At 70.9% G+C, this 21,188-nt stretch carries 17 protein-coding genes; 8 read left to right on the top strand and 9 right to left on the bottom strand.

What is annotated here, in order from left to right; genetic code table 11:
* A partial coding sequence (locus tag ABEA87_RS39140; RefSeq protein ID WP_345638525.1) for a LamG domain-containing protein occupies window positions 1-311 on the top strand: 311 nt, incomplete at its 5' end.
* Window positions 312-590: 279 nt separating this feature from the next.
* On the opposite strand, the gene ABEA87_RS39135 is transcribed toward ABEA87_RS39140, so the two are convergent.
* Window positions 591-1,118 carry a 2'-5' RNA ligase family protein gene (locus tag ABEA87_RS39135; RefSeq protein WP_345638523.1) on the bottom strand — a complete coding sequence of 176 codons (528 nt, stop codon included), beginning with the start codon at window positions 1,116-1,118 and terminating at the stop codon, window positions 591-593.
* 182 nt (window positions 1,119-1,300) lie between these two features.
* On the opposite strand from ABEA87_RS39135, the gene ABEA87_RS39130 reads away from it, so the two are divergent.
* Entirely contained in the window at window positions 1,301-1,900 is a 600-nt protein-coding gene (locus ABEA87_RS39130) for a GNAT family N-acetyltransferase (RefSeq protein WP_345638521.1), read from the top strand.
* Window positions 1,901-1,902: 2 nt separating this feature from the next.
* Here ABEA87_RS39130 and ABEA87_RS39125 read toward each other — a convergent pair whose 3' ends face one another.
* The gene (locus ABEA87_RS39125) at window positions 1,903-2,628 is read right to left on the bottom strand and encodes a dienelactone hydrolase family protein (RefSeq protein WP_345638519.1); all 726 of its coding nucleotides are present in this window, start codon (window positions 2,626-2,628) and stop codon (window positions 1,903-1,905) included.
* A gap of 148 nt (window positions 2,629-2,776) precedes the next feature.
* Window positions 2,777-3,229, bottom strand: coding sequence for a VOC family protein (locus ABEA87_RS39120; RefSeq protein WP_345638518.1), 453 nt, complete (start codon window positions 3,227-3,229; stop codon window positions 2,777-2,779).
* A 354-nt stretch (window positions 3,230-3,583) separates the two neighbouring features.
* Here ABEA87_RS39120 and ABEA87_RS39115 point away from each other — a divergent pair, with 354 nt between their 5' ends.
* On the top strand, window positions 3,584-6,775 hold the full coding sequence (locus ABEA87_RS39115) for an arabinofuranosidase catalytic domain-containing protein (RefSeq protein WP_345638516.1): 3,192 nt from the start codon (window positions 3,584-3,586) through the stop codon (window positions 6,773-6,775).
* 83 nt (window positions 6,776-6,858) lie between these two features.
* On the opposite strand, the gene ABEA87_RS39110 is transcribed toward ABEA87_RS39115, so the two are convergent.
* Window positions 6,859-7,152, bottom strand: a complete 294-nt coding sequence (locus ABEA87_RS39110; RefSeq protein WP_345638514.1) for a DUF1330 domain-containing protein — start codon at window positions 7,150-7,152, stop codon at window positions 6,859-6,861.
* Window positions 7,153-7,317: 165 nt separating this feature from the next.
* Here ABEA87_RS39110 and ABEA87_RS39105 point away from each other — a divergent pair, with 165 nt between their 5' ends.
* Window positions 7,318-7,983 (top strand): class I SAM-dependent methyltransferase, encoded by a 666-nt coding sequence (locus ABEA87_RS39105; RefSeq protein ID WP_345638512.1) that lies wholly within the window; start codon window positions 7,318-7,320, stop codon window positions 7,981-7,983.
* Window positions 7,984-8,045: 62 nt separating this feature from the next.
* Complete coding sequence (locus ABEA87_RS39100) at window positions 8,046-8,459, top strand: hypothetical protein (protein WP_345638510.1); 414 nt, start codon at window positions 8,046-8,048, stop codon at window positions 8,457-8,459.
* 21 nt (window positions 8,460-8,480) lie between these two features.
* On the opposite strand, the gene ABEA87_RS39095 is transcribed toward ABEA87_RS39100, so the two are convergent.
* Window positions 8,481-9,218 (bottom strand): FkbM family methyltransferase, encoded by a 738-nt coding sequence (locus tag ABEA87_RS39095; protein WP_345638531.1) that lies wholly within the window; start codon window positions 9,216-9,218, stop codon window positions 8,481-8,483.
* A 258-nt stretch (window positions 9,219-9,476) separates the two neighbouring features.
* Between ABEA87_RS39095 and ABEA87_RS39090 the strand changes: the two genes are divergently transcribed.
* On the top strand, window positions 9,477-11,030 hold the full coding sequence (locus ABEA87_RS39090; RefSeq protein ID WP_345638509.1) for a CYTH and CHAD domain-containing protein: 1,554 nt from the start codon (window positions 9,477-9,479) through the stop codon (window positions 11,028-11,030).
* A gap of 13 nt (window positions 11,031-11,043) precedes the next feature.
* On the opposite strand, the gene ABEA87_RS39085 is transcribed toward ABEA87_RS39090, so the two are convergent.
* Both ABEA87_RS39085 and recQ read right to left on the bottom strand, forming a co-directional pair.
* Window positions 11,044-12,249 carry a glycoside hydrolase family 3 N-terminal domain-containing protein gene (locus ABEA87_RS39085; RefSeq protein ID WP_345638507.1) on the bottom strand — a complete coding sequence of 402 codons (1,206 nt, stop codon included), beginning with the start codon at window positions 12,247-12,249 and terminating at the stop codon, window positions 11,044-11,046.
* A 117-nt stretch (window positions 12,250-12,366) separates the two neighbouring features.
* Window positions 12,367-14,184, bottom strand: coding sequence for a DNA helicase RecQ (gene recQ / locus ABEA87_RS39080; protein ID WP_345638529.1), 1,818 nt, complete (start codon window positions 14,182-14,184; stop codon window positions 12,367-12,369).
* A 350-nt stretch (window positions 14,185-14,534) separates the two neighbouring features.
* Here recQ and ABEA87_RS39075 point away from each other — a divergent pair, with 350 nt between their 5' ends.
* Both ABEA87_RS39075 and ABEA87_RS39070 read left to right on the top strand, forming a co-directional pair.
* A complete protein-coding gene (locus tag ABEA87_RS39075; protein ID WP_345638505.1) occupies window positions 14,535-15,437 on the top strand; it encodes an RNA polymerase sigma-70 factor in 903 nt (300 codons plus the stop codon).
* A 140-nt stretch (window positions 15,438-15,577) separates the two neighbouring features.
* On the top strand, window positions 15,578-16,477 hold the full coding sequence (locus ABEA87_RS39070; RefSeq protein ID WP_345638503.1) for a G1 family glutamic endopeptidase: 900 nt from the start codon (window positions 15,578-15,580) through the stop codon (window positions 16,475-16,477).
* A 129-nt stretch (window positions 16,478-16,606) separates the two neighbouring features.
* Here the strand turns inward: ABEA87_RS39070 and ABEA87_RS39065 are convergent, their stop codons facing one another.
* Together ABEA87_RS39065 and ABEA87_RS39060 are read right to left on the bottom strand one after the other, a co-directional pair.
* Entirely contained in the window at window positions 16,607-18,340 is a 1,734-nt protein-coding gene (locus ABEA87_RS39065; protein ID WP_345638501.1) for a hypothetical protein, read from the bottom strand.
* 455 nt (window positions 18,341-18,795) lie between these two features.
* Window positions 18,796-20,760: a Xaa-Pro dipeptidyl-peptidase gene (locus ABEA87_RS39060; RefSeq protein WP_345638497.1), complete on the bottom strand. Its 1,965-nt coding sequence runs from the start codon at window positions 20,758-20,760 to the stop codon at window positions 18,796-18,798.
* Window positions 20,761-21,188 lie beyond the last annotated feature (428 nt).

Below are 21,188 nucleotides of genomic sequence, written 5' to 3'. Positions count from 1 at the left end.
ACAATGCCTGGCATTTCGTGGCGTTGGAGCGTTCGGGTGACCAGTTGCTGATGTGGGTGGACGGCGCCCAGGTCGCGGCCGGTCCCGCCGAGGCCGGGTCGGTCAGCCGGACCGTGTCGTTCCAGATCCAGGTGGGCCAGCGGTTGGATGGCGCGTTCCACTTCGATGGTTCGCTGGATGAGGTGCGCGTCTACAACCGCGCGCTGAGCACGTCGGAGCTGACCCAGGTACAGACGACCAACGCCGTGCTGGGCAAGGGGTTGGTGGTGCGGCTGCCGTTCGACCGGATCGAGCCGCCGGCCAAGGCGTGATCCGTCCCCGGAGGACGGCGGATCGCGGTCAGCCGAGCGCGGCCCGACCCCATGGGGGTCGGGCCGCGTCCGCGCCTACGACGTCAGCCGGCGTAGTACGCCCGGACGAGCGACTCCGCGCACGGGAAGGACGCCCGCGCCCGAGCGGGACTCGAACCGTGGATGAGGCTCCCGCGTCACCGCCCCGAACCTCGCCAGGGTCTCCGCGAGCAGGCTGGCCGACATGGCACGGATCCCTTCCAGGTCAGCGGCGGCGGGGTCTCGGCGTCCGCGCCGGCGTCACCGGCCGAACCCGAACGCCGCGCGCCGCGCCCACCGGCCGTCCTCGCCCTGGACCATCCACCAGACCTCGGATGCCTCGTCCCGCAGCGGCAGCCGCTCGCCCAGTTCCGCCTCGACCCGCGCGACCTCCGCCCGGTCGCCGCCGTCGCGCACCTGGGCGACCATGAGGTGCGGCACGGGGGCGGTCATCTGGCCACCGTACCGGAGGTGACCGGGCCAGCGTCGGGCGCTGGACTCCGAGAGGTCGACCAGCGACTCGGCCGGGTCGGGCGCCAGCCACAGCACCTCGGTGCCGAACCAGCGCAGCTCACGGAACGCGACCGGGTGCGGCGGCGTGGCCGCGGCGAGCTCCCGGACCTGCCGGATGTCCTCCTGATCGACCGAGGGCAGCCGCAACCACGGGTAGTGGATGGTGATGTGCGCGGGGACGCCGAGCGCCGCCGCCGGATCGTGGTTGCGGCGAAAGGCGCCGACCGCACGGTCTACTCCGAGAAACGGGACGATGAGCGCGCCGGTGCCGGACACCGGTACAGTCTGGCCACTCCCGGGGGCGGGCGCTACCGGAAAACAGTTGATCTCATGGCGACCGTACGGCCGAGGCGCGATGCGGCCCGGCACCGGCGGGCGACAGCGTTGCCGGCGTGCATCCGGGCCGGACCTGCGTTAATCGCGTCGCGTGCCGATCCTCGCGGGGCTAACCTGGCGCCGTGACTTCAATCGAGGAGCTTCACGGCGGATGCGTTGAGGTGGCGGTCCGGCCGGAACGGGCCACGGATCGTGAGGTCGTGCGGGAAGTCCACACGCAGGCATTCGGCGACGGCGAGCGGGTTCCCACGCTGGTCGACGCGCTGCGCGCCGCCCAGACATCGCTCGCGCCGATGTCGCTGGTCGCCACCGTTGGTGAGCGGGTGGTCGGCCACGTGATGCTCAGTGCCTGCCGGTTGGACGCCCTGCCCCGGCTCGTGGACGTGTTGTCGCTCTCGCCCTTGGGGGTGCTGCCGGAGTTCCAGCGCCAGGGGATTGGTACCCGACTCGTGGCACACGCTCTCGCGGAGGCCGACAGTTGGGGCATTCCTCTGGTGTTCCTCGAAGGCTCACCCCACTACTACGGTAAGCGTGGTTTCGCCGACGCCACGAAGCTGGGTTTTCGTCCGCCGACGCTGCGCTACCCGCCCGGCGCGTTTCAGGTCGCCACACTGTCCTCGTACGAAGAGTGGATGACGGGCACCTTCGTGTATTCCGACACCTTCTGGGCCCTGGACTGCGTGGGCCTACGGGGCGAGCGCATCGAAACCGCCGCGACCTGAGCTCACGGAGCTACGGGGAGGCACTCGGCGAGCAGGTTCACGACGTCGCGCCAGGCGCGCTGCGCGTGCCGTGGGTGGTAGCCGACGCCGGGGAGCACGGTCTGGTCGACCGTCGGGTGGTGGAAGGCGTGCACGGCGCCGCCGTAGACCACGAGGCGCCAGTCGACGCCCGCGGCCTGCATCTCGGCGGCGAACGCGTCCCGCTGCGCGGGCGGCATGATCGGGTCTTCCGACCCGACCCCGGCCCACACCGGGCACCGAATGCGCGCGGCCTCGCCCGGCCGGCCCGTGGTCATCGCGTTGACCGTGGCGATCGCCCGCAGCTCGACCCCATCACGTCCGAGCTCCAGCACGACGGCGCCCCCGGTGCCGTAGCCGACGGCGGCGATCCGGTCGGGATCGGTCCGCGGTTCGGCGAGCAGCACGTCGAGCGCGGCGTGGCCGATGTCCCGCAGCCGGTCGGGATCGGCAAGCAGCGGCATGCAACGCGCCAGCATCTCCTCGGGATCGGTGAACCAGCGCCCGCCGTGGAGATCGAAGGCCAGCGCCACGTACCCCAGTTCGGCGAGGGCGTCCGCCCGGCCGCGCTGGAAGTCGTTCAGTCCCGGCCCCTCCGGCCCGATCAGGACCGCGGGCCGGCGGTCGACCCCGGCGGGTAGTGCGAGGTGGCCGATCATCGTCAGGCCATCGGCTGGGTACTCGACCGTGCGCGTCGTGATTGTCGCCATGAACCCGGACTGTAGCGATCGTCGAGCCCGACCGGGCAATCGTTCTGCCGCTGGCAGAATAGCGGCCCGAGTTGCCGGGCGGCACCGGCGGAACTCGAACGCGCGGCGGCGCGAGGCGTCCGAGGGTCGCGGGTGAGGGCCGGCCCGGTCAGCTCGGGAACGGGCGCAGCGGTGACTTGTCGCCCACCGACCAGTGGTGACCGAACGGGTCGGTGAATCCACCTTGCCGGTGCGTTCCCCAGGGCATGCGATGGTCCTCGATCTCCGCTCCGGAGGCTGCGCCGGCGGCGACGGCGCGCTCGATGACGTCGTCGGGGTCGTCGGCGAACACCTCGATGCGGGTGCTCGTGACCCCGGCCCGGCCGGGACTGGTTTCCGTGGGGTTTTCGGGATTGACCTCGTGGAGGAAGAAGGGGGCGCCACTGATCTCCAGACCGGCCACACCACCGAGGTTCCACAGCTCTGTCGCGCCCAGCGCGGTCTTGTACCAGGCAACCGCGGCGTCCGCGTCTGGAACGATCAGCATTAGAGAGATCACTGGCGGTGTAGCGGACGTCGTACCGCCGGACGAGGCGGAACGACCCTTCGGCTCCTCGGTCATGCCTTCAGCATGCCGGATGTCACCAGCAGTGTCTTCCCGGTCCGGACGACAGCCGACTCCACCAGATCACGAAGTGTCACCGCCGGCCGACCTCACCGAGGTCACTTCAATAGCCGGTCGTCGATGACGGTCCTCTCGTGGCGCAGGGCGCGGGATCGCGCGGGAAACCTTGACGCGACTCGGCGAAGTGCATACCGTGGATTTCAACTTGATCGATGTTAGCGCTCACAACACCGCGAGCCGCTCCTGGCCGTGCGGGCGCCGGAAGGGGCCGCGCGGATCGAAGCAGCGGTCGGCTCGGGGCCGGTCAAGTTCGCCTCCGTCAAGCCGAACGACGTAGGAGTTGATCTGAACATGTTCAGACCCGGCATCACGCGAAGACACCGCGGGCCCATTGCCGCGTTCGCCGCGATCGCGCTTGCGGTGATCGGCATCTCGTTCACGGTGGCATCCCCGGCCGTCGCGAAGCAGGCGGCCCCCGCCAGGCCACCGGGCCCGTGCGACATCTACGCCGCGGCCGGCACGCCCTGCGTGGCCGCGCACAGCACCACCCGAGCCCTGTACGCCGCCTACGACGGGCCGCTTTACCAGGTCCGGCGCGCGTCCGACAACCAGGTGCGCGATATCGGGGTCGTCGCCCCGACCGCGCAACCGGTCCCGGACCCGGGTGGCTACGCCGACGCGGCCGCCCAGGACGAATTCTGCGCCGACACCAGCTGCTGGATCAGCATCGTCTACGACCAGTCACCCATGCACAACGACCTGACCCAGGCGCCCCACGGCGGCTTCAGCGGGCCGGCCATGGGCGGGTTCGACAACCTGCCGATCGCGGACCTGGCACCGATCACGGTGAGCGGCCACAAGGCGTACGGCGTCTTCATCGAGCCGGGCATGGGGCTGCGCGACGACGACACCAGGGGCATCGCGGTCGATGACCAGCCGGAAGGCATGTACTGGGTGCTCAACGGACAGCACTTCAACAACGGCTGCTGCTTCGACTACGGCAACGCCGAGACGGACAGCCGCGACGATGGCAACGGCACCATGGAAACGTCCTACTTCGGCAATGCCACGTCCTGGTACCACGGCAACGCGCCCGGCCCCTGGGTCATGACCGACCAGGAGAACAACCTGGTCGGTTGCGTCAACCCGGGCAGCACGTCCAAGCTCTGCGCCGGCTTGCCGAACATCACCTCCCGGTTCGTCACCGCCGTGGCCAAGGGCGAACCGCACCACTGGGCGTCGCTGGGTGGCGACGCGCAGCGGGGCGGGCTGACGACGATGTTCGACGGACCGCGGGTGGACGCCAGCTACGACCCGATGCGCAAGCAGGGCGCGATAGTGCTGGGCAACGGCGGCGACAACAGCAACGGTTCGCAGGGCACCTTCTACGAGGGCGTGATGACGGCCGGGTACCCGTCGGACGCCACCGACAGCGCGGTGCAGGCCAACGTCGTGGCGGCGAAGTATGACGTGCGGCAGCTGAGCCTGGCACCGGCGTCCGCGACGGACACCCCGCCCGGGTCGCAGACCTTCGCACCGGGCTCGTCGCAGGACTCCACCCTGACGTTCACGAACACCACCGGCTCGACCATTCTGGCCGTGCAGCTCGGCCTGTCCGTCCCGCCGGGATGGAGCGCCAAGGCCGCCGGGCAGAGCGTCTTCCTGTCCGTGCCACCCGGTCAGAGCGTGAGCGCGAACTTCAGGGTCACCTCGGGGCCCACCGACTTCAACGGTGACCTGGTCGGCAACGCCACCTGGGTGATTCAGGGAACCGGCCAGCGGCACGCGGTGACAACCACCGAGCGGGTACGCGACACCGCCCCGGTCAAACTCAACGAGTTCCGTACCGGTACCGGCACCGACTCGACCGACCAGTTCATCGAGCTGTACAACGCCGGCCCGACCGCCGCCGACATCTCCAACTGGACGCTGACCGAGCACCCGACCCAGCAGCCGGTCTCCTCGACGGTGACGGTTCCGGCCCAGACCACCCTGCCGGCCGGTGGGCACTACCTGTTGGGCCTGTCCACCTCCGGGCTGGCGGCCCCGGCCAGGTCGGGGGACTCCACCATCAACGTCAGGACCACCAGCGGCCTGGCGGCCGGCCACTCCATCAGCATCGACACCGGCGCCGGCGTGGAGACGCGCACCATCGCGAGCGTCGGCACGGCGGCCACCGCGAACACGACGCTCTGGCAGCCCCTGCCCGACGGTCCGGTCGTCACGATCCCGGCCGGGTCGACCAATCTTCCGGTGGCGAGCACCTCCGGATTCGCGGTCGGCCAGAGGCTGGCCATCGGCTACGGCGACAACCTCGAGGTGGCCACCGTGACGGGGGTCGGAAGGCCGGGCACCCAGGCACGGCTGTCGGCGGTCGCCCCCGCCGGAGCGACCAATCTCAAGGTCACGTCCACGACCAACGTCTCGGTCGGCGACACGATCAGGCTGGACATCGGCTCAAGGATCGAGAACGTCACCGTCGCCACGGTGGGCACCTCCGGCGCGACCGGTACCGGTCTCGGCCTGACCGCGCCACTGAAGTTCGACCACTCGTCGAACCTTCCGTTCAGCGACCGAGGAACCGGGGTCACCTTCGCGCCGGCGACGGCCTTCGCCCACTCCAGCAACGAGCCGGTTGCGGCCCTCGGCACCGGCATCACCCTCGACCAGCCCCTGAGCCGGACTCACGCGATCAACACGCCGGTACGCGACGCGTCCGTCACGACGGCCGGCTTCCAGGGACAGGCCGCGCCGGACCAGTGGTTCGGCGGACCCGCGCTGTCGTCCAGCGCCGGCAACCTGGTACTCAGTGACGACAACGGTCTCGTGGCCGACAGCCTCAACTACGGTGGCCTCGTCGACCCGTGGACCGCGGAGGGCTACCAGGGCACGTCGGGATCGGGCCAGAGCGGCTGCCGGGTCGCGGCGCCCGGCACCGGGCGCAGCGCCGCGCGCTACCCGGACGGCACCGACACCGACAGCAACTGCACGGACTTCACCACGTCCAACAGCCCCACGCCCGGGGTGACGAACAAGGGCTTCACCCTCGACCCCGGACCGCTGGTGTCGTTGGGAATGACGACGCCGGGTAGCACGTCCAACTACGTCAAGCACGACGACTCCGACGACCTCGTGGTCACCGTACCGGTGAGTTCGGCCAGTTCCGCCACCGACAGGCAGGACGCGACGTGGGTGGAGGCGGCCGGCCTGGCCAACCAGACCTGCGTCTCCTTCGAGTCGGTCAACAAGCCGGGCAGCTATCTGCGCCACCAGAATTTCCAGTTCCACCTGCAACCCAACGATGGAAGTTCGTTGTTCTCGCAGGACGCGACGTTCTGCCCGGGCACCGGCAACAGCGGGCAGGGGATGTCGTTCCAGTCGGTGAACTTCGCGACGAGGTACATCCGATCCTTCAACAACACCGTCTATCTCGCCAGCAACGGCGGCACCAACACCTGGGACACCACGACGTCCTGGGCCGACGACTCGAGCTGGACGGTGGCCACGCCGTGGGCGCAGGCGCCGCAGGGCGCGGGCGGCTGATCCTGTTCACGTGGCTTGGGGTGCCCGCTGCCGTTCCGCGGCGGGCACCCCAAGCGTCGTCACAACGCCCTCACCAATCGGCGTCAGGCAACACCCTCGACGATCCGGAAGTCGCGCACCGCCGCGTCGCCCAGGACATCCAGCGCCGCCTGGTACGCCTCGGTGTCGTGCGCGGCCAGGGCGGCCTCGAGGCTGTCGAACTCGACGACCACGGTGCGCTGGTCCAGCCCGGCCTCCAGGGCCACCGCGTGCGGGGAACGAACCAGGAAACGACCGCCCGCGGCCGTGACGGCGGGGTTGGCCGCCTCGGCGTACGCCGCCAGCCTCTCCGGGTCGGACACCGACTGGTACTCGGTCACCCAGTACCCCTTGGCCATGGCACGCTCCTCCTCGCGGTCTGACCGGTCGTCTCACCGGCACGATGAACGCTACCGCATCGGTGATCCGGAATCGGGCGGCGGAAGGCAACGAGGCCGGGGGCCTGGTCGGCGAAGCTGTGCCGGGGACACGGCCGGAACGCCGGCCGGTGGCAGAATCCGGGTGTGAGCCACATCGGTGACAGCGACGCAGGGGACAGCGACACACAGGACAGCGACACACAGGACAGCGACACAGGGGACAGCGACAGGGAGGACGCGGTCTGGGATGCGCAGGCCGCGGTGTTCGATGAGGAACCGGACCACGGCCTGACCGACCCGGCCGTCCGCGACGCCTGGTCAGCCCTGTTGGCATCGGTGCTGCCGGCCGCGCCGGCATCGGTGGTCGACATCGGCTGCGGCACGGGAAGCCTGGCGGTGCTGCTGGGCGGGGCGGGCCATCGGGTGGTCGGCCTGGACGCCTCGGCGGGCATGCTGGAGGTCGCGCGCGGGAAGGCCACGCGTCACGGGGTCACTGTGCCGTTGGTCCGTGCCGACGCGAGCATGCCGCCGTTGCAGCCCGGCTCGTTCGACGTGGTGCTGGTGCGGCACCTGCTCTGGGCGGTACGGGCGCCGGAAGCCGTGCTCGCCCGTTGGATCGGACTGCTCGCGCCGCGCGGACGGCTCGTCCTCATCGAGGGGCGATGGGCAACGGGTGCGGGACTGTCGGCGGCCGAGTGCGTCTCGCTGGTGCGGCGCCACGGCCGAGAGGTCGAGCTGCGCCTTCTCGACGACGACACCCTGTGGGGCAAGACAATCACCGACCAGCGTTACCTGCTGTTGAGCCGGTAGTCGTTGGTGGCGAGGCGCGCTCGGGTACCGCGTCCCCGGCGTTGTGTACGTATCGTGTCGGCATGACGGATGGGCCAGTGCCGATGCCAGGAATGGTGATCAGTGTTCGGTCGCGGCGGGATGTCGTCGTGGTGGACCCCGCCAGGTTTCTCGCGGCCGCGCGGCAGGCACTGCGCGACCGCGATCCGCTGCTGACCGACGCGGCCGCGGCCGAGGCGGTGGCCGACGTCTATGATGCCGTGCACACGCTGCTCGACCGGGATGGGGCCCTCGCCGCTGACGCCCTGGCCGACGAGGTCCTCGGCCCCGGCGGCCGGTTGCCCGGAGCGCGCATCGAGGATCGGGCCGACGGCTTGTCGCCGGCCGGTTTCCTGCAGGAGATCGTCCTTGACGAGGTGAGGCCGTTGCAGGATTACGGCTGTTTCCTTCCCGAGGATCCCTTCGCCGTGCTCCGCGATCGGGACGACCACCGGTAGTGCCGAGTCCCGGGCCGGCGCTCAGGAACGCGGCGGCCGGGACAGGCAGTAGACGTCACCGGAGTTGACCTCGTGCGGCAGCGCGCGCAGGTGGGCCGCCATGTCGTCCGCCGACAGCCAGCCGGGCAGCGCCAGCGCCATCTCGTCGCCCAGCGCCAGGTTGAAATCGGTGAATCCAAGCGCACAGAGGTGGTCGAGGCACCGTCGAGGCAGTATGCGCTCGATCGTGGTGAACTCGAAGGACAGCGCGGGCGGTGCCTGGTGCAGCCCGGCCAGTACCGCGTCCTCGAAGCCTTCGACGTCGATCTTCACGAAGGCGGGCAGGCCGTGGGCGGCGATGAGCGCGTCGAGGGTTGTGGAGGGTGCCTCGCCGGTCGTGTCCCAGGTCTCGTCCTCCCAGCCGGTCGCGCCGCGCGCCGCCCGCGGGAAGTGGGGGGAGGCGGTGGAGACGGTGGGGTTGGCGGTATTGATGTACAGCGGGACGGTCCCCACGCCGTCCGCGCAGGCCGCCTCGACCACGGCCACCCGATCGTCGCCGGAGAAGATCGCCCGGAGCGCCAGTACGCAGAGCGGCTGCGGCTCGACGGCCACGACCCGGGCCCCGAGGCGTAGGAAGCTGGCGACCCGGTCGCCCACGTGCGCACCGATGTCGAAGACGAGATCCCCGGGGCGGATGAAGCGGGCATAGAAGCCGTCCATTGCCGCGTCCCGCTCCGGGTGGCCGTAGTAGGACTCCAGGGAACGGCGGAGGCCGACCATCGCCGGATCGTTCTTCAATGTCTCGATTGTGGTGGTATGAGTGCCCACCCGCAGACACTAGCCTCGGCCGCGAGGCGCGGTCCCCGCCTTCGGTGAACTGTGCCGGGGGACGATGCCACGTGCTAAAAGCCGTTCGGCGCGGCGTGCGAGGGCGCGCCTGCCGCCGATGCCGGTGCGCCGGCGGGGCCCGGAGCCGGGCGACCGGTCGGCGTTCCAGCGGTGGTTTGGCGGCGGACTCCACGGGGGTACGCCCGGGTGATGGCGACGACGACGATCGAGCGGGAACGCAAGTACGAGGTACCGGTCGACTTCGCCATGCCCGATCTGAGTGCGCTGGCGGGTGTGGTGCGAGTCGACGACCCGGCCGAGTTCGAGCTGGACGCGACCTATTACGACACCCCGAGCCTGCGGCTGGCCCGGCACTCGGTGACCCTGCGCCGGCGCGCGGGCGGCCAGGACGCCGGCTGGCACCTCAAGCGGCCGGCCGACGCCCGCCATCCGGTCGACGGCGAGCGCACCGAGACCCAGGAGCCGCCGCGCGAGCGGTCGGCCGGGGTACCGGAGGCTCTGGCCGCCCAGATCCGGGCCCTGTCGCGCGCCGAGCCGCTCGAACCGGTGGCCCGAGTCCGGACGCGGCGGCTGCAGCGGCCGGTGACCGGCCGGGGTGGGCGGGTGCTCGCCCTGCTCGCCGACGACGTGGTGACCAGCGAGGCGCTGCGCGAGCCGGTCGTCATCCAGCAGTGGCGGGAGTTGGAGGTGGAACTGGTCGACGGGCCGGGCGCGATTCTCGACACGGTGGACGCCGCCCTGCGCGCGGCCGGTGCGCGGCCGGCGCGGCTGCCCTCGAAGCTGGCCCACGCGCTCGGCGATCGGTACCCGAAAAGGCGCGCGTCCGCGGGCGGCGGCGCCACGGCCGCTCGGGCCCTGACCGGGTACCTGAGGCGGCAGCGCGACGCGATCCTCGACACCGACCCGGGTGTGCGGGCCACCGACCCCGCCGCGGTGCACGACATGCGGGTGGCCATCCGGCGCTCGCGCGCGACGCTGCGCACGTTCGGGCGGCTGCTGGACGCGGATGGGATCGCACCGCTGCGTGAGGAACTGCGCTGGCTGGGGCGCGCGTTGGGTTCGGTTCGCGACGGCGACGTGCTGGCGCGGCGGCTGGCGCAGGCGGCCGACGCCGAGCCCGCGGAGCTGATGGTCGGGCCGGTGCGCGCCGGGATCCGGGAACGCTTGGCCGTCGAGGCGGCGCGGTCCCGCGGCGAGCTGGGCCGGATCCTGGACGGGGACCGGTACCTGCGGATTCTGGATGGCCTGGACGCGCTGGTGGACGGCGCGCCACCGGCCGGAGTCACCGCGAAGCGGCTGCGCCGGCTGGCGGGTAGGGCGCTGCGCCGCGCCGATCGACGGATGGCCGCGGCGGACCGGGCTCGGCCCCGCCCCACCCGTCGCGTCCCCCTGCCCCGGCCGGCGACCGGCGACCCGGACGCGGTGTTGCACGAGGCCCGCAAGGCGTACAAGCGAGCCCGTTACGCGGTGGAGATGCTGGTGCCGCTGGATGGGCGGGCGGCGCGGAGGCTGGCCAGGCGGCTGACCGCGGTGCAGGACGCGCTCGGCGCGCACCAGGACGCGATCGTGGCCGGCCACCTGCTACGCGACTACGGCATGCGGGCGCACCTGGACGGTGAGAATGCCTTCAGCTACGGGTTGCTCTGCGCGCGGCAGCGGGAGGCGGCGTCCCGGGCGCTCGACGAGCTGCCCCGGACCCGGCGGCGGGCCACCCGGCGCCGGGTGCGGCGCTGGCTGGAGTGAGCGGCGCGGGGCGTCAGTCCTTCGGGCGCAGCGTGTTGACGCGGGTCACCGACTGGTCGATGTGTGCCTCGGTGAGGTGCCCCTGGCGGACCAGGTTGACCACGTTGTCCAGCGTCTCGTCGACGATGTTCGGGTCAAACACCTCCTGATTTCCGAACACGAGCAGGTCGAGGCCGGCCGCCAGCGCCATCGCCACGGACTGGTCCCGCCCGAACTTGCTGGAGATCGCCACCGCCTGCATGTCGTCGCTGACCACCGGCCCCTTGAATCTCAGCTGGCCGCGCAGCAGGTTCGTCACGACCGCCGGTGACAGCGACGCCGGGAGGCTCGCGTCCAGCTGGTCGTTGAGGACGTGGGTGACCAGGACCGAGTCGGCCAGGCCGGAGCTGATCAGCTGCTGGTACGGCTGAAGCTCGGTCCTGCTCCAGGTCGCGCTGACATCGACCACGTCGAAGTCGGTGTTGCCGGTCGCGCTGCCCAGGCCGGGGAAGTGCTTGAGCGAGGTCTTGACCCGCGCCCCCCGGTGTACCCGGATCTCCTCGCTCGCGTTGCTCACGACCACCCCAGGGTCGGCGGAGAAGCTGCGGTCCAGCGCGCCGATCGCCGGGCTGTCCGGGTTCACATTGAGGTCGACGACCGGGGCGTAGTTGAGGGTGAAGCCGGACGCGGCGAGGTGCTGCACCATGCCGTTGGCCCAGTTACGGGTCGTGGTGGTGGAGTTCGCGGCGCCGATGTCGGCCTCCGACTTGGTCGCCGGGAAACCGTCGCTCGGGTTGAGCCGGGCGATCTGGCCGCCCTCCTGATCGACCGACACGATCAGCCGTCGTCCGGGCGAGGCGTTCTGCAGCGTCTTGATGAGCGAGGTGACCTGCTTCGGTGAGGTGATGTTGCGCGGCGCGTTGGTGTGCAGCTCCCGGTCGAACAGGATGACGCCACCGAGGCCGCTCCGGATCGCCTCCATGATCCAGTCGTTCTTGCCCACCGTGTCGCCCCGGAAGCCGACCACGAGCAGGCTCGCGATCTTGCGGCGCAGCAGGGCTTCGTTGATCTTCGGTGTGGTCCGGAGCGTGGGACGGGGCGTCGCGCGCCGTGGCTGGTCCGCCTGCGCGGGCGGGGACGGCTTGTCCGGTGGCTGGTCGCAGCCCGACAGGCCGGTCGCCACCGCGGCCGACCCGATGCCCGCGAGCAGCAGCCGGCGGGTCAGGTGAGGTTCTCTCACCTTGTCCAGGCTACGGTCGGCCGGGGGACCTGCCGCGCTCCGGCGGCCCAATTCCACCGTTCGCGGGACGTGACCACCGGCGGACACCGGCCACCGGGCGCGCCCGCGCGGGGACCGTCACTCGTCCGTGGCGGCCAGCACCTTGAGGATCTGCTCGCCGTACTTCGCGAGTTTGTTCTCGCCCACGCCGCTGATCGTGCCCAGCTGGGCGAGGGTCGCCGGGGCGTCGGTCGCGATCTGCCGCAGCGTCGCGTCGTGGAAGATGACGTAGGCCGGTACGCCCTGCTCCCGCGCGGCCGCCGCGCGCCACGCCCGGAGGCTCTCGAAGACCGACTGGGCCCCCGGATCGAGGTCGGCGGCGGGCGCCGAACCCGAGCGGGACGCCTTCGCCGCCCGCGCCGGCCGCTCGGGTTCGCGACGCATCATCACCTGCCGCGCGCCGCGCAGCACCTCGCCGCTGGCCTCGGTCAGCGCGAGCGTGCCGTGCTCTCCCTCGACGGCGAGCAGGCCCTGGGCGAGCAGTTGTCGCACGACGCCGCGCCATTCGGCCTCGCGCAGCTCCGCACCGACGCCGAACACGGACAGCGACGCGTGATCGAACTGGATCACCTTGTCGGTCTTCTTCCCGAGCAGGATGTCGATGGACTGACCGGCGCCGAATCGCTGGTTGCGTTCGCGGCGCAGGCGCAGCACTGTCGAGAGCAGCTTCTGGGCCGGCACGGTGCCGTCCCACGACGCGGGCGGCGCGAGGCAGGTGTCGCAGTTGCCGCACGCGGCGCCGTCCTCGCCGAAGTGAGCGAGCAGGCGCACCCGCCGGCACTCGACCGTCTCACACAACGCGAGCATCGCGTCCAGGTGGCCGGCGAGCACCCGCCGGTGGGCCGCGTCGCCCTCCGAGCCGTCGATCATTTTGCGCTGCTGTACGACGTCCTGAAGGCCGTAGGCCAGCCAGGCGGTCGACGGCAGCCCGTCCCGGCCGGCGCGGCCGGTCTCCTGGTAATAGCCCTCCACCGACTTGGGCAGGTCGAGGTGGGCGACGAAGCGCACGTCCGGCTTGTCGATGCCCATGCCGAACGCGATGGTCGCGACCATGACCAGGCCGTCCTCGCGCAGGAACCGCGACTGGTTGGCCGCCCGGGTCTCGGCGTCGAGCCCGGCGTGATAGGGCAGCGCCGGGATGCCCTGCTGCACCAGGAGTTCGGCGGTCTTGTCGACCGACGCCCGGGACAGGCAGTAGACGATGCCGGCGTCGCCCCGGTGCTCGGTGCGCAGCAGGTCGAGCAGCTGCTTGCGGGGCTCGTTCTTCGGCACTATCCGGTACTGGATGTTGGGTCGGTCGAAGCTCGCGGTGAAGCGGCGGGCCTCCTTCAGGTTCAGCCGCAACGCGATCTCCGCCTGAGTGGCCGGCGTCGCGGTCGCGGTCAGGGCGATCCTGGGCACCGCCGGCCAGCGCTCGTGCAGCATCGCCAGCGCCAGGTAGTCGGGGCGGAAATCGTGGCCCCACTGCGACACGCAGTGCGCCTCGTCGATCGCGAACAGGGAGATCCGGCCGCGGTCGAGCAGCCGCTGGGTCGCCGGCGAGCTCAGGCCCTCCGGCGCCAGGTAGAGCAGGTCGAGATCGCCCGCGAGGAACGCCGCCTCGACGCCCCGCCGGGTGTCCAGGTCCTGGGTCGAGTTGAGGAAGTCGGCCCGCACGCCGAGCGCCCGCAGCGCGTCGACCTGGTCCTGCATGAGCGCGATCAGGGGCGAGATGACGACGCCGACGCCGTCGCGCGCGAGGGCCGGGATCTGGTAGCACAGCGACTTGCCGCCGCCGGTCGGCATGAGCACGAGCGCGTCGCCACCGCCGATGACGTGGTCAATGACCTGCTCCTGGGTACCGCGAAACGCCTCATACCCGAAGATTCGGTGCAGAATCTCCCGCGCCTGCTCCATGGATGCCACCGGGCGAGTTTACGTTCGCCGACCGACATCACCGACCGACACCGCCGACCCGGCGACACCACCGACCCGGCGTTGCCACCGACCCGGCGTTGCCACCGACCCGGCGTTGCCACCGACCCGGCGTCGCCACCGACCCGGCGTCGCCACCGACCCGGCGTCGCCACCGTGGCCGCGCCGCGGCCGGCCCGCGTGGCCGCGCGTACCGACCGTGGCGGGCAACGATCGCCGGGCGCCCGGCCGCACGGCGTGGGAGAACGACATCACCGCCGCGCGCGAGAATGTGTGACGGGGACCTCGGAGCCATGCCATCCCGGGTACCCGCCGGGCGATGGATCTGGATAATGCGCGAATGGGGTGGGGCGATCGTGGTGGACAGTGATCTCGACGAGGCCGCGGCGGTCTTCATGGACCTCCGCCCGCGCCTGTTCGGGATCGCGTACCGCATGTTGGGCAGCGCCGTCGAGGCCGAGGATCTGGTGCAGGACGTCTGGCTGCGCTGGCAGGCCTACGACCGCCCTACGGTGACGAATCCCGGCGCGTTCCTGGCGACCACGACCACCCGGCTCGCCATCAACGCCCTCCAGTCCGCGCGGGCCCGCCGCGAGACCTACATCGGGCCATGGCTGCCGGAGCCCGTCGATACCAGCGCCGATCCTTACCTGGGCGCGGAGCGCGGCGAGGCGCTGCAGTTCGCGGTCCTGGTTCTGCTGGAGAGTCTCACCCCGAACGAGCGGGCCGCCTACGTGCTGCGCGAGGCGTTCGACTACTCGTACGCGCAGATCGCCGAGATCCTGCGGTCCACCGAGGCGGCGGTCCGCCAGCTGGTCAGCCGGGCCCGCAAGCACGTGGCCGGCGGACGGCGGACGGCGGTGAGCAACGCCGACCGGCGGCGACTGCTGACCGCCTTCGTCGACGCCGCCCGCTCCGGCGACCTCGCCGCGCTGGAGAGCCTCCTCGCCGCCGATGTGACCAGCTACGCCGACGGCGGTGGCATCCGGGGCGCCTCGCGCATTCCCGTCGTGGGCGTCGAGCGCGTGGCGAAGTACCTCAGGGCGTTCGCGGACCGGTTCTGGGTCGGTGTCGACGTGGCCTGGGCCACCGCGAACGGGCAGCCCGCCGCGCTGTTGTCTCGCGACGGCGCGGTGTTCGCGGTGCTCGCCGTCGTCGCGTCCGCCGAGGGTATCGACCAGATCCTGTGGGTGATGAACCCCGCCAAGCTCACCGGGGTTGCCGCCACCCAGTGATCTCGCCAGGCCGGCTCCGGCCCCGGCTCGCGCGTCCGTCAAGGCTACCGTCCTGAACCTGCCAGCAGGTATCCCTCGGTACCCGGGTGCGTCTCCTTCTCCGGCAACGCAACGCCACACCTCTGCGAAGGAGACAGACAATGCCCCGCACCACGCACGCCGCCGCCGGCCGAGCCCGCCGGAGCCCGGGCCGGAGCCTGCGCCGCGCGACCGTCGTCATGGCGACCCTGGCCCTCGCCGTCGCGGTCACCGGCACCGGCGGCGCGCCAGCCGTCGCGGCCCCGGCCTCGGCCACCTCCGCGCCATCGAGCCGCGCGGCGTCCGGCGCGCCGGAGGTCCGCTACCGGCCGATCGATCCCCGCGCGCTGGCCGGCAGGACCGCCGCCCCGGCACGGGCGGCCTCCGGCGGCGGCCGCTACAACGTGAACGGCTACAACTGGGGCGGTTACGTGATGACCGCGGGCAACGCGGCGACCGCCCCGTTCGGCGGGGCGGTGGCGGCCGCGGCCGACTGGATCGAGCCGACGGTCACCTGCTCCCACCCGGACGACGTGTTCGCTCCCTGGGTGGGCCTGGACGGTGACGGCAGCCCCACGGTGGAGCAGCTCGGCGTGCAGACCGATTGCTTCCGCGGCGCTGCGGCCTATCAACTGTGGACGGAGATGTACCCGGCGGCCCCGGTGTACCAGAGCACGACGACGTACCCTGTCGGGCCCGGCGACCACATGGAAGCCGGCGTCCAGTACTCCGGGGGGACCTTCTACCTCACCATGCGCGACATCACCCGAGGCTGGGTCTACCTGTCGCAGGCCACGATGAGCGGTGCCCAGCGGGTCTCCGCCGAGGCCATCGTCGAGGCCCCGACCGGTGCCTACCCCAACTTCGGCACCCTCAACTTCACCTCCACCCAGTTGAACTACGGCCCGATCGGGCAGGAGCCCGTTACCGCTCTCGACCCGAGCTACCTCGGTGTCTTCCAGGCGCGCACGAACCCGACCGACAGCCAGGGCAACTGGTCGATGACGTACCTGCACGAGTAGGCCGGACGCCGGCTGGCCCCGACCCGCGCGCGGCGGATCGGGGCCAGCTGGCGTTGCGTTGCCTCAGGCGTCGTGTTGCCTCAGGCGTCGTGTTGCCTCAGCGGTCGCCGGGGCGAACCTCGACGTGGATCAGGAGGTGATCCGGAACGTCGCGGTCTGGTCGAGCAGCAGGCTGTGCACGGCCAGGGTGTGCTTGCCGGCGGCGAGCCCCTTGTCCGTGGCGGTGAAGGAGTAGCTCCAGTTACCCGACGTGTCGACGGTGACCGTCGCCAGCGGGTTGCCGTCGACCGTGATGGTGACCGGGTGGTCGGGCAGGAAGCCCGTGTCGGTCAGGTCGATCGTGGCCGTCGAGGAGAGGGTCGACGACGGCGTGATGCTCAGCGAGTGCTGCAGCGAGGTCAGCTCGCCGTACGCCTCGGACGGCATCTGGTTGTGCTTGGTCGCGCTCGCCAGCGAGGGCACGAACTTCGCCGCGTCCACCGTGCCCCAGCCGCTGACCACGTCGTAGCCCGGCGCCGCGGTGTAGCCCGGAACGTAGATCCCGCTGCGGTTGAAGGTGTTGTTGCCGGTCTTGACGTCGATCAGACCGTTGCGGCTCGGGCTCTTGGACATCGTCTTGTAGAGCGCCTCGTTGATCGGGCCGAGGTTGGAGCCCTTGACCTGGGTGGCCATCGCCAGGATGCCGGCGAACAGCGGTGCCGCCTCCGAGGTGCCGGACGCGCTGTTCATCGTGATGTCCGGCAGCGAGCGCATCGAGCTTCCGGTGATCTTCGCGGTGGACGTCTGGTACGACGGCCGCGGGTAGATCTCCGAGAGGCCGGCACCCTCGATCGGGTTGACCACGAAGGTGTCCTCGCCGCTCTTCGGGTCGGCGCACGGCGGGCAGGGTGCGGTGCGCTGGGCGGTGCTTCCGCCGATCGCGGTCACCCACGGCGAGTCGGCCCAGGTCGCCGACGCGGGGCCGGACGAGACGGTGCCGCACTGCCGGGTGGCGGTGGTGAGGTTCTGCGCGGCGCCGCAGTCACCGGTCGCGTTGGCGATCGGGATACCGGCCACGGCGGCGGTCAGCTCGCCGACGTCCTGGGCGTGGATTTCGGCCGCGCCGCGGCTGTAGTCGGTCTCGCTCGAGCCGTCGCTGATGGACATGACGTTCGCGATCTTGTTCTGGCTGAGGTACTCCATGCCCTTGACGATCTCGGGCATCGCGACCTCGCTGGACGGGTCGCCGACCACCTCGCTGTCCGACGGCGTCGCCGAGATGACGATCTTGGCGTACGGCGCCATCAGGTGGACCGCCTCGACGTCGAGCCGCAACTCACCCTGCCAGGCGCTGCAGGAGCCGTACGACCCGAGAGCCACCATGCCGGGCGGGCACACCGCGGGGAGCGGACCGTTGGGGTAGACGGTCTCGACGGTGGTGTCCGGCAGGCCGATCTGCGCGTCGAGCGCGTTGAGGTCGGACTGCATGTTCGGGTATTCCCAGCCCTCCAGCACCGCGACCGCCGTACCGCAGCCGTCGATGCCCTGCTTCCACAGGCTGTCCACGTGGTAGCTGTAGATGTCGCGCAGGTCGAGGCTGCCCCAGCGCTGCGCGTTGGTGGTGCCGCTGGTCAGCTTCGTCGACACGTTGGTCAGCGCGGTCTTGAGCGCCGCGATCCGGTCGGTCTTGCCCACGCCGCAGCTGCCGACGGGACGCCCCGGGTCGGCCTTGAAGCTGGGGGCCGTCGCCGATACCGACGACGGGCTCGGCACCAGCGCGATCCCGAGTGCCGCCACCGCGGCGGCGAGGACGGCGACACGGATTTTGCCCTGCCGGTTGACCGTTCGTGATCGCGTTAAGCGAGTGATGCCGGTGAAGCGCATGTGCTGGTCCCTTCACGAAACCGAGATACCCGAGAACGGGGGGACGCCGGGTGCTCGCACGCGCGAGTCCGGCGTCATACACAAGAGCCGCCGAGCGAAGAGCGATGAGTAAGTGGGTAGGGTGCCTTTAGTTATTACTGCCAATGATCGACGCCGTCAAGGCCGGGCGGACGTGTGAGAAGTCCCCCATCGGCTTAGACCAGCGTCTTTGCCCCCACGCGGGCGCGGGCGCGGGCGTGCGGCGCCGCGCATGGGCGGCGAGTCCACACCCGACATTGGATCGGTTGCTTCCTACCGCCGTATGAAGTTCGGCGCCAAATATCGGCCGCCGGTGTATTGACGCGCGTGCGCTGGTGATAAATCGGCGGGTGCGCGCGACCCGGGACAGCGGGATCGGCAGGCGCACTGGCACCTGCCGATCCCTGACGAGCCCGTCGATCCCTAACTGTTCCGGATTATCCGGGCAGCTTCGCGCCGGCGCTGGCCGCCGGAACGACCGCGCCGGTCACCGCCGGCGCCGAAACCTGTGGTGCCGTACCCGGCCGGGGCAGCGACGCGGGGCCGGCCACCGGCAGGTTCACCGAACTGCCGGCCAGGTCGACAGTGACCGTGGCGCCGGTGCTGTTGGGTGAGGTGTTCTCCTCGTCGGACAGGCTCAGCACCAGGCCGAGGTTGTGCCCGGCGGCGAGGATCTGGTCCTGTGGTTGCAGCTGCCAGGTGACCGTGTACCACTTGCCGGGTGTCAGCGGTGTCAACCGGTTCAGCGATTGGTAGTGCGCGGCATCGGTCCACCCGCGGGTGAGGATACCGTAGTCCGAGGTGACCAGGTCCTCGGCGGTTTGCAGGTAGCACGCGCTGTCGGTCGGCGTGGACTCGCCCCAGCAGTCCGATGTGGACAGTGTGGTGACGCCACTGAGGTCGTCGGCGAGGTAGTCGTCCCGGGTACCGGTGCCGTAGTCAACGAGCCTGGCCGTCAGCTCGGTATCCGGTTGGTCGGCCTTGATGCGCAGGGTGACGCTCGGCGTGCCGCTGATGTGTAGCGGCTTGCCGATTCCGCTGGACAGGAACACCAGCCGGTCGGTGCGCACGGTGTCCGGGTTGGCGACCGCCGTGGTCTCGCGCAGCCGCGGGTTGTCGGTCAGCGACGCGGTGCCGCCGGCGTGCCCGCCGGTGCCGAGGGTGCCCGCGCCGGTGGTGCCCGCGCCGAGACCCAGCCGCAGCGGGTGCGCCCCGGGCGCCGGGAAGTCGCTCTGCGTCACCCACTGGTTGGGTGCCCGCTCGATGTCCACCTTCGGCTGGCGCATGATGCCGTTGTTCAGCCCCTGCAACCAGTAGTCGAACCATTGGTGCAGGGTGTCGACCCAGGTCGAGCGGCGGATGTCGAACGGGTCGGTGTGTCCCTCCTGGGTCAGCCACGCCTTCACCGGCACGTGGCGGGCCTCCAGCGCGCCCCAGTACTGGCTGAAGTTCTTCAGGAAGACGTTGTTGTCGTTCAGCCCGTGGATGAAGAACACGGATGCGTGCACCTTCGAGGCGGAAAGGACGTAATCGCGCTGTGCCCAGTAGTCGTTGAAGTTTCCGGTCGAGTCATCGGCCGCGGTATCCAGCGCGTCGAACTCGCTGTCGCAGGTGCCCGCCGGCCGCCCGGTGACGTCGCTGCCGAGGAAGCCCGGGTAATCGTCGCTGCGTGGCACGCCGTCCAGCCGCATGTAGTCGTACCAGCTGGAGATCCCGGAGACGGGAACGATGGTGACCAGGCCCTTGACCCCGGTCGCGGCCACGCCGTCGGCGATGGTGCCGTCCCAGGACTTGCCAATCATTCCCACCTTGCCGGTGGTCCACGAGGCCCTGGCGGGGGTGCCGTCCGCGTAGTGTGCGGTGGTGCGTCCGTTCAGCCAGTCGATGACCGCCTTGGCGCTGCCGATCTCCTCGGGTCCCCCGACGTCTCCGCATCCGGTCGACCGGTTGGTGCCGGCCAGGTCCACGGCGACGAACGCGTACCCGCGCGGGACGAAGTAGTTGTCGTAGTAGAGCGGTACGTTGTCGATGACGCCGTTGGCGTCGTACCCCTTGACCTGGCTCTCGTTGCCCCGGCCGCAACAGGTGTAGTACGGCGAGGCCTCCATGATGACCGGTACCTTGATCCCGGCGCGCGGCGCCTCCGACGGCCGCACGATGTCGACGGCCACGGCGTCGGGCTTCCCGTCGCCGTCATTGTCCAGGTGCGTGTCGACCCAGACGCTCTCCCGGATCGCGTGCGCGTACGAGTAGACCGGCTTCGTCTCGTGACCAGAGACGAACGGCAGGCCTCGTGAGGCGCTCGCCGGCGTAGCGGTCAGCCCTACCGCCGCCACCAGTGCCAGGGCCGCCAGCGCACCCAGCGCGGCGGCCACCCGAGCGCGGCCCAGATATCTCGGCATCCGTCCTCCTATCGGACTCGATCCCACTGGGCGAGAACGTACAAGGTTTTGTCGATGTATGGAAGCGTTGAGGTGTGCCGCCCGCCGCCACGCGGCCTGGCGGCACACCAAAAACTGCCGTTCGGCGACCAGCGAACCTAACGACTTTGGGGTCAATAAGGTGGGTGGTGGTGGTCAGCGCCGCCCGGCGAGCACCAACGGCCGGGGCAGCGTCGAGGCGTCGTCGCTGGTCCTCACCCGTGTACCCGGCGGCCCACGCGTCGGTACCCGAGAACGCGACCACGGACTGCAGCACGGTCTGCCGTCCAACGGGTACCGGCACCGGGCGCCAGGTCTCACCGTCCCAGTGCTCGATGAGTGCCTCGTTGTGCGTCACGTCGATGTGGCCACCCCGCGGTACCTGGACGGCCTGCCGACCGGGCCGGTGA

Origin of the sequence: Rugosimonospora acidiphila, from assembly GCF_039543385.1 — a bacterium.
GTDB classification, from domain to species: Bacteria; Actinomycetota; Actinomycetes; order Mycobacteriales; family Micromonosporaceae; genus Rugosimonospora; species Rugosimonospora acidiphila.
Note: the sequence above shows the minus strand (reverse complement) of the source record. Positions and strands in the feature narration are given on the sequence as shown.

What these genes read in the sequence shown, in the direction of transcription:
- recQ (WP_345638529.1), bottom strand. Translation starts at nt 14,184, where the DNA reads ATGGAGCAGGCGCGGGAGATTCTGCACCGAATCTTCGGGTATGAGGCG.
- ABEA87_RS39100 (WP_345638510.1), top strand. Translation starts at nt 8,046, where the DNA reads ATGACGGATGGGCCAGTGCCGATGCCAGGAATGGTGATCAGTGTTCGG.
- ABEA87_RS39060 (WP_345638497.1), bottom strand. Translation starts at nt 20,760, where the DNA reads ATGCCGAGATATCTGGGCCGCGCTCGGGTGGCCGCCGCGCTGGGTGCG.
- ABEA87_RS39095 (WP_345638531.1), bottom strand. Translation starts at nt 9,218, where the DNA reads ATGGTCGGCCTCCGCCGTTCCCTGGAGTCCTACTACGGCCACCCGGAG.
- ABEA87_RS39115 (WP_345638516.1), top strand. Translation starts at nt 3,584, where the DNA reads ATGTTCAGACCCGGCATCACGCGAAGACACCGCGGGCCCATTGCCGCG.
- ABEA87_RS39120 (WP_345638518.1), bottom strand. Translation starts at nt 3,229, where the DNA reads ATGACCGAGGAGCCGAAGGGTCGTTCCGCCTCGTCCGGCGGTACGACG.
- ABEA87_RS39125 (WP_345638519.1), bottom strand. Translation starts at nt 2,628, where the DNA reads ATGGCGACAATCACGACGCGCACGGTCGAGTACCCAGCCGATGGCCTG.
- ABEA87_RS39090 (WP_345638509.1), top strand. Translation starts at nt 9,477, where the DNA reads ATGGCGACGACGACGATCGAGCGGGAACGCAAGTACGAGGTACCGGTC.
- ABEA87_RS39110 (WP_345638514.1), bottom strand. Translation starts at nt 7,152, where the DNA reads ATGGCCAAGGGGTACTGGGTGACCGAGTACCAGTCGGTGTCCGACCCG.
- ABEA87_RS39065 (WP_345638501.1), bottom strand. Translation starts at nt 18,340, where the DNA reads ATGCGCTTCACCGGCATCACTCGCTTAACGCGATCACGAACGGTCAAC.
- ABEA87_RS39075 (WP_345638505.1), top strand. Translation starts at nt 14,535, where the DNA reads ATGCGCGAATGGGGTGGGGCGATCGTGGTGGACAGTGATCTCGACGAG.
- ABEA87_RS39070 (WP_345638503.1), top strand. Translation starts at nt 15,578, where the DNA reads ATGCCCCGCACCACGCACGCCGCCGCCGGCCGAGCCCGCCGGAGCCCG.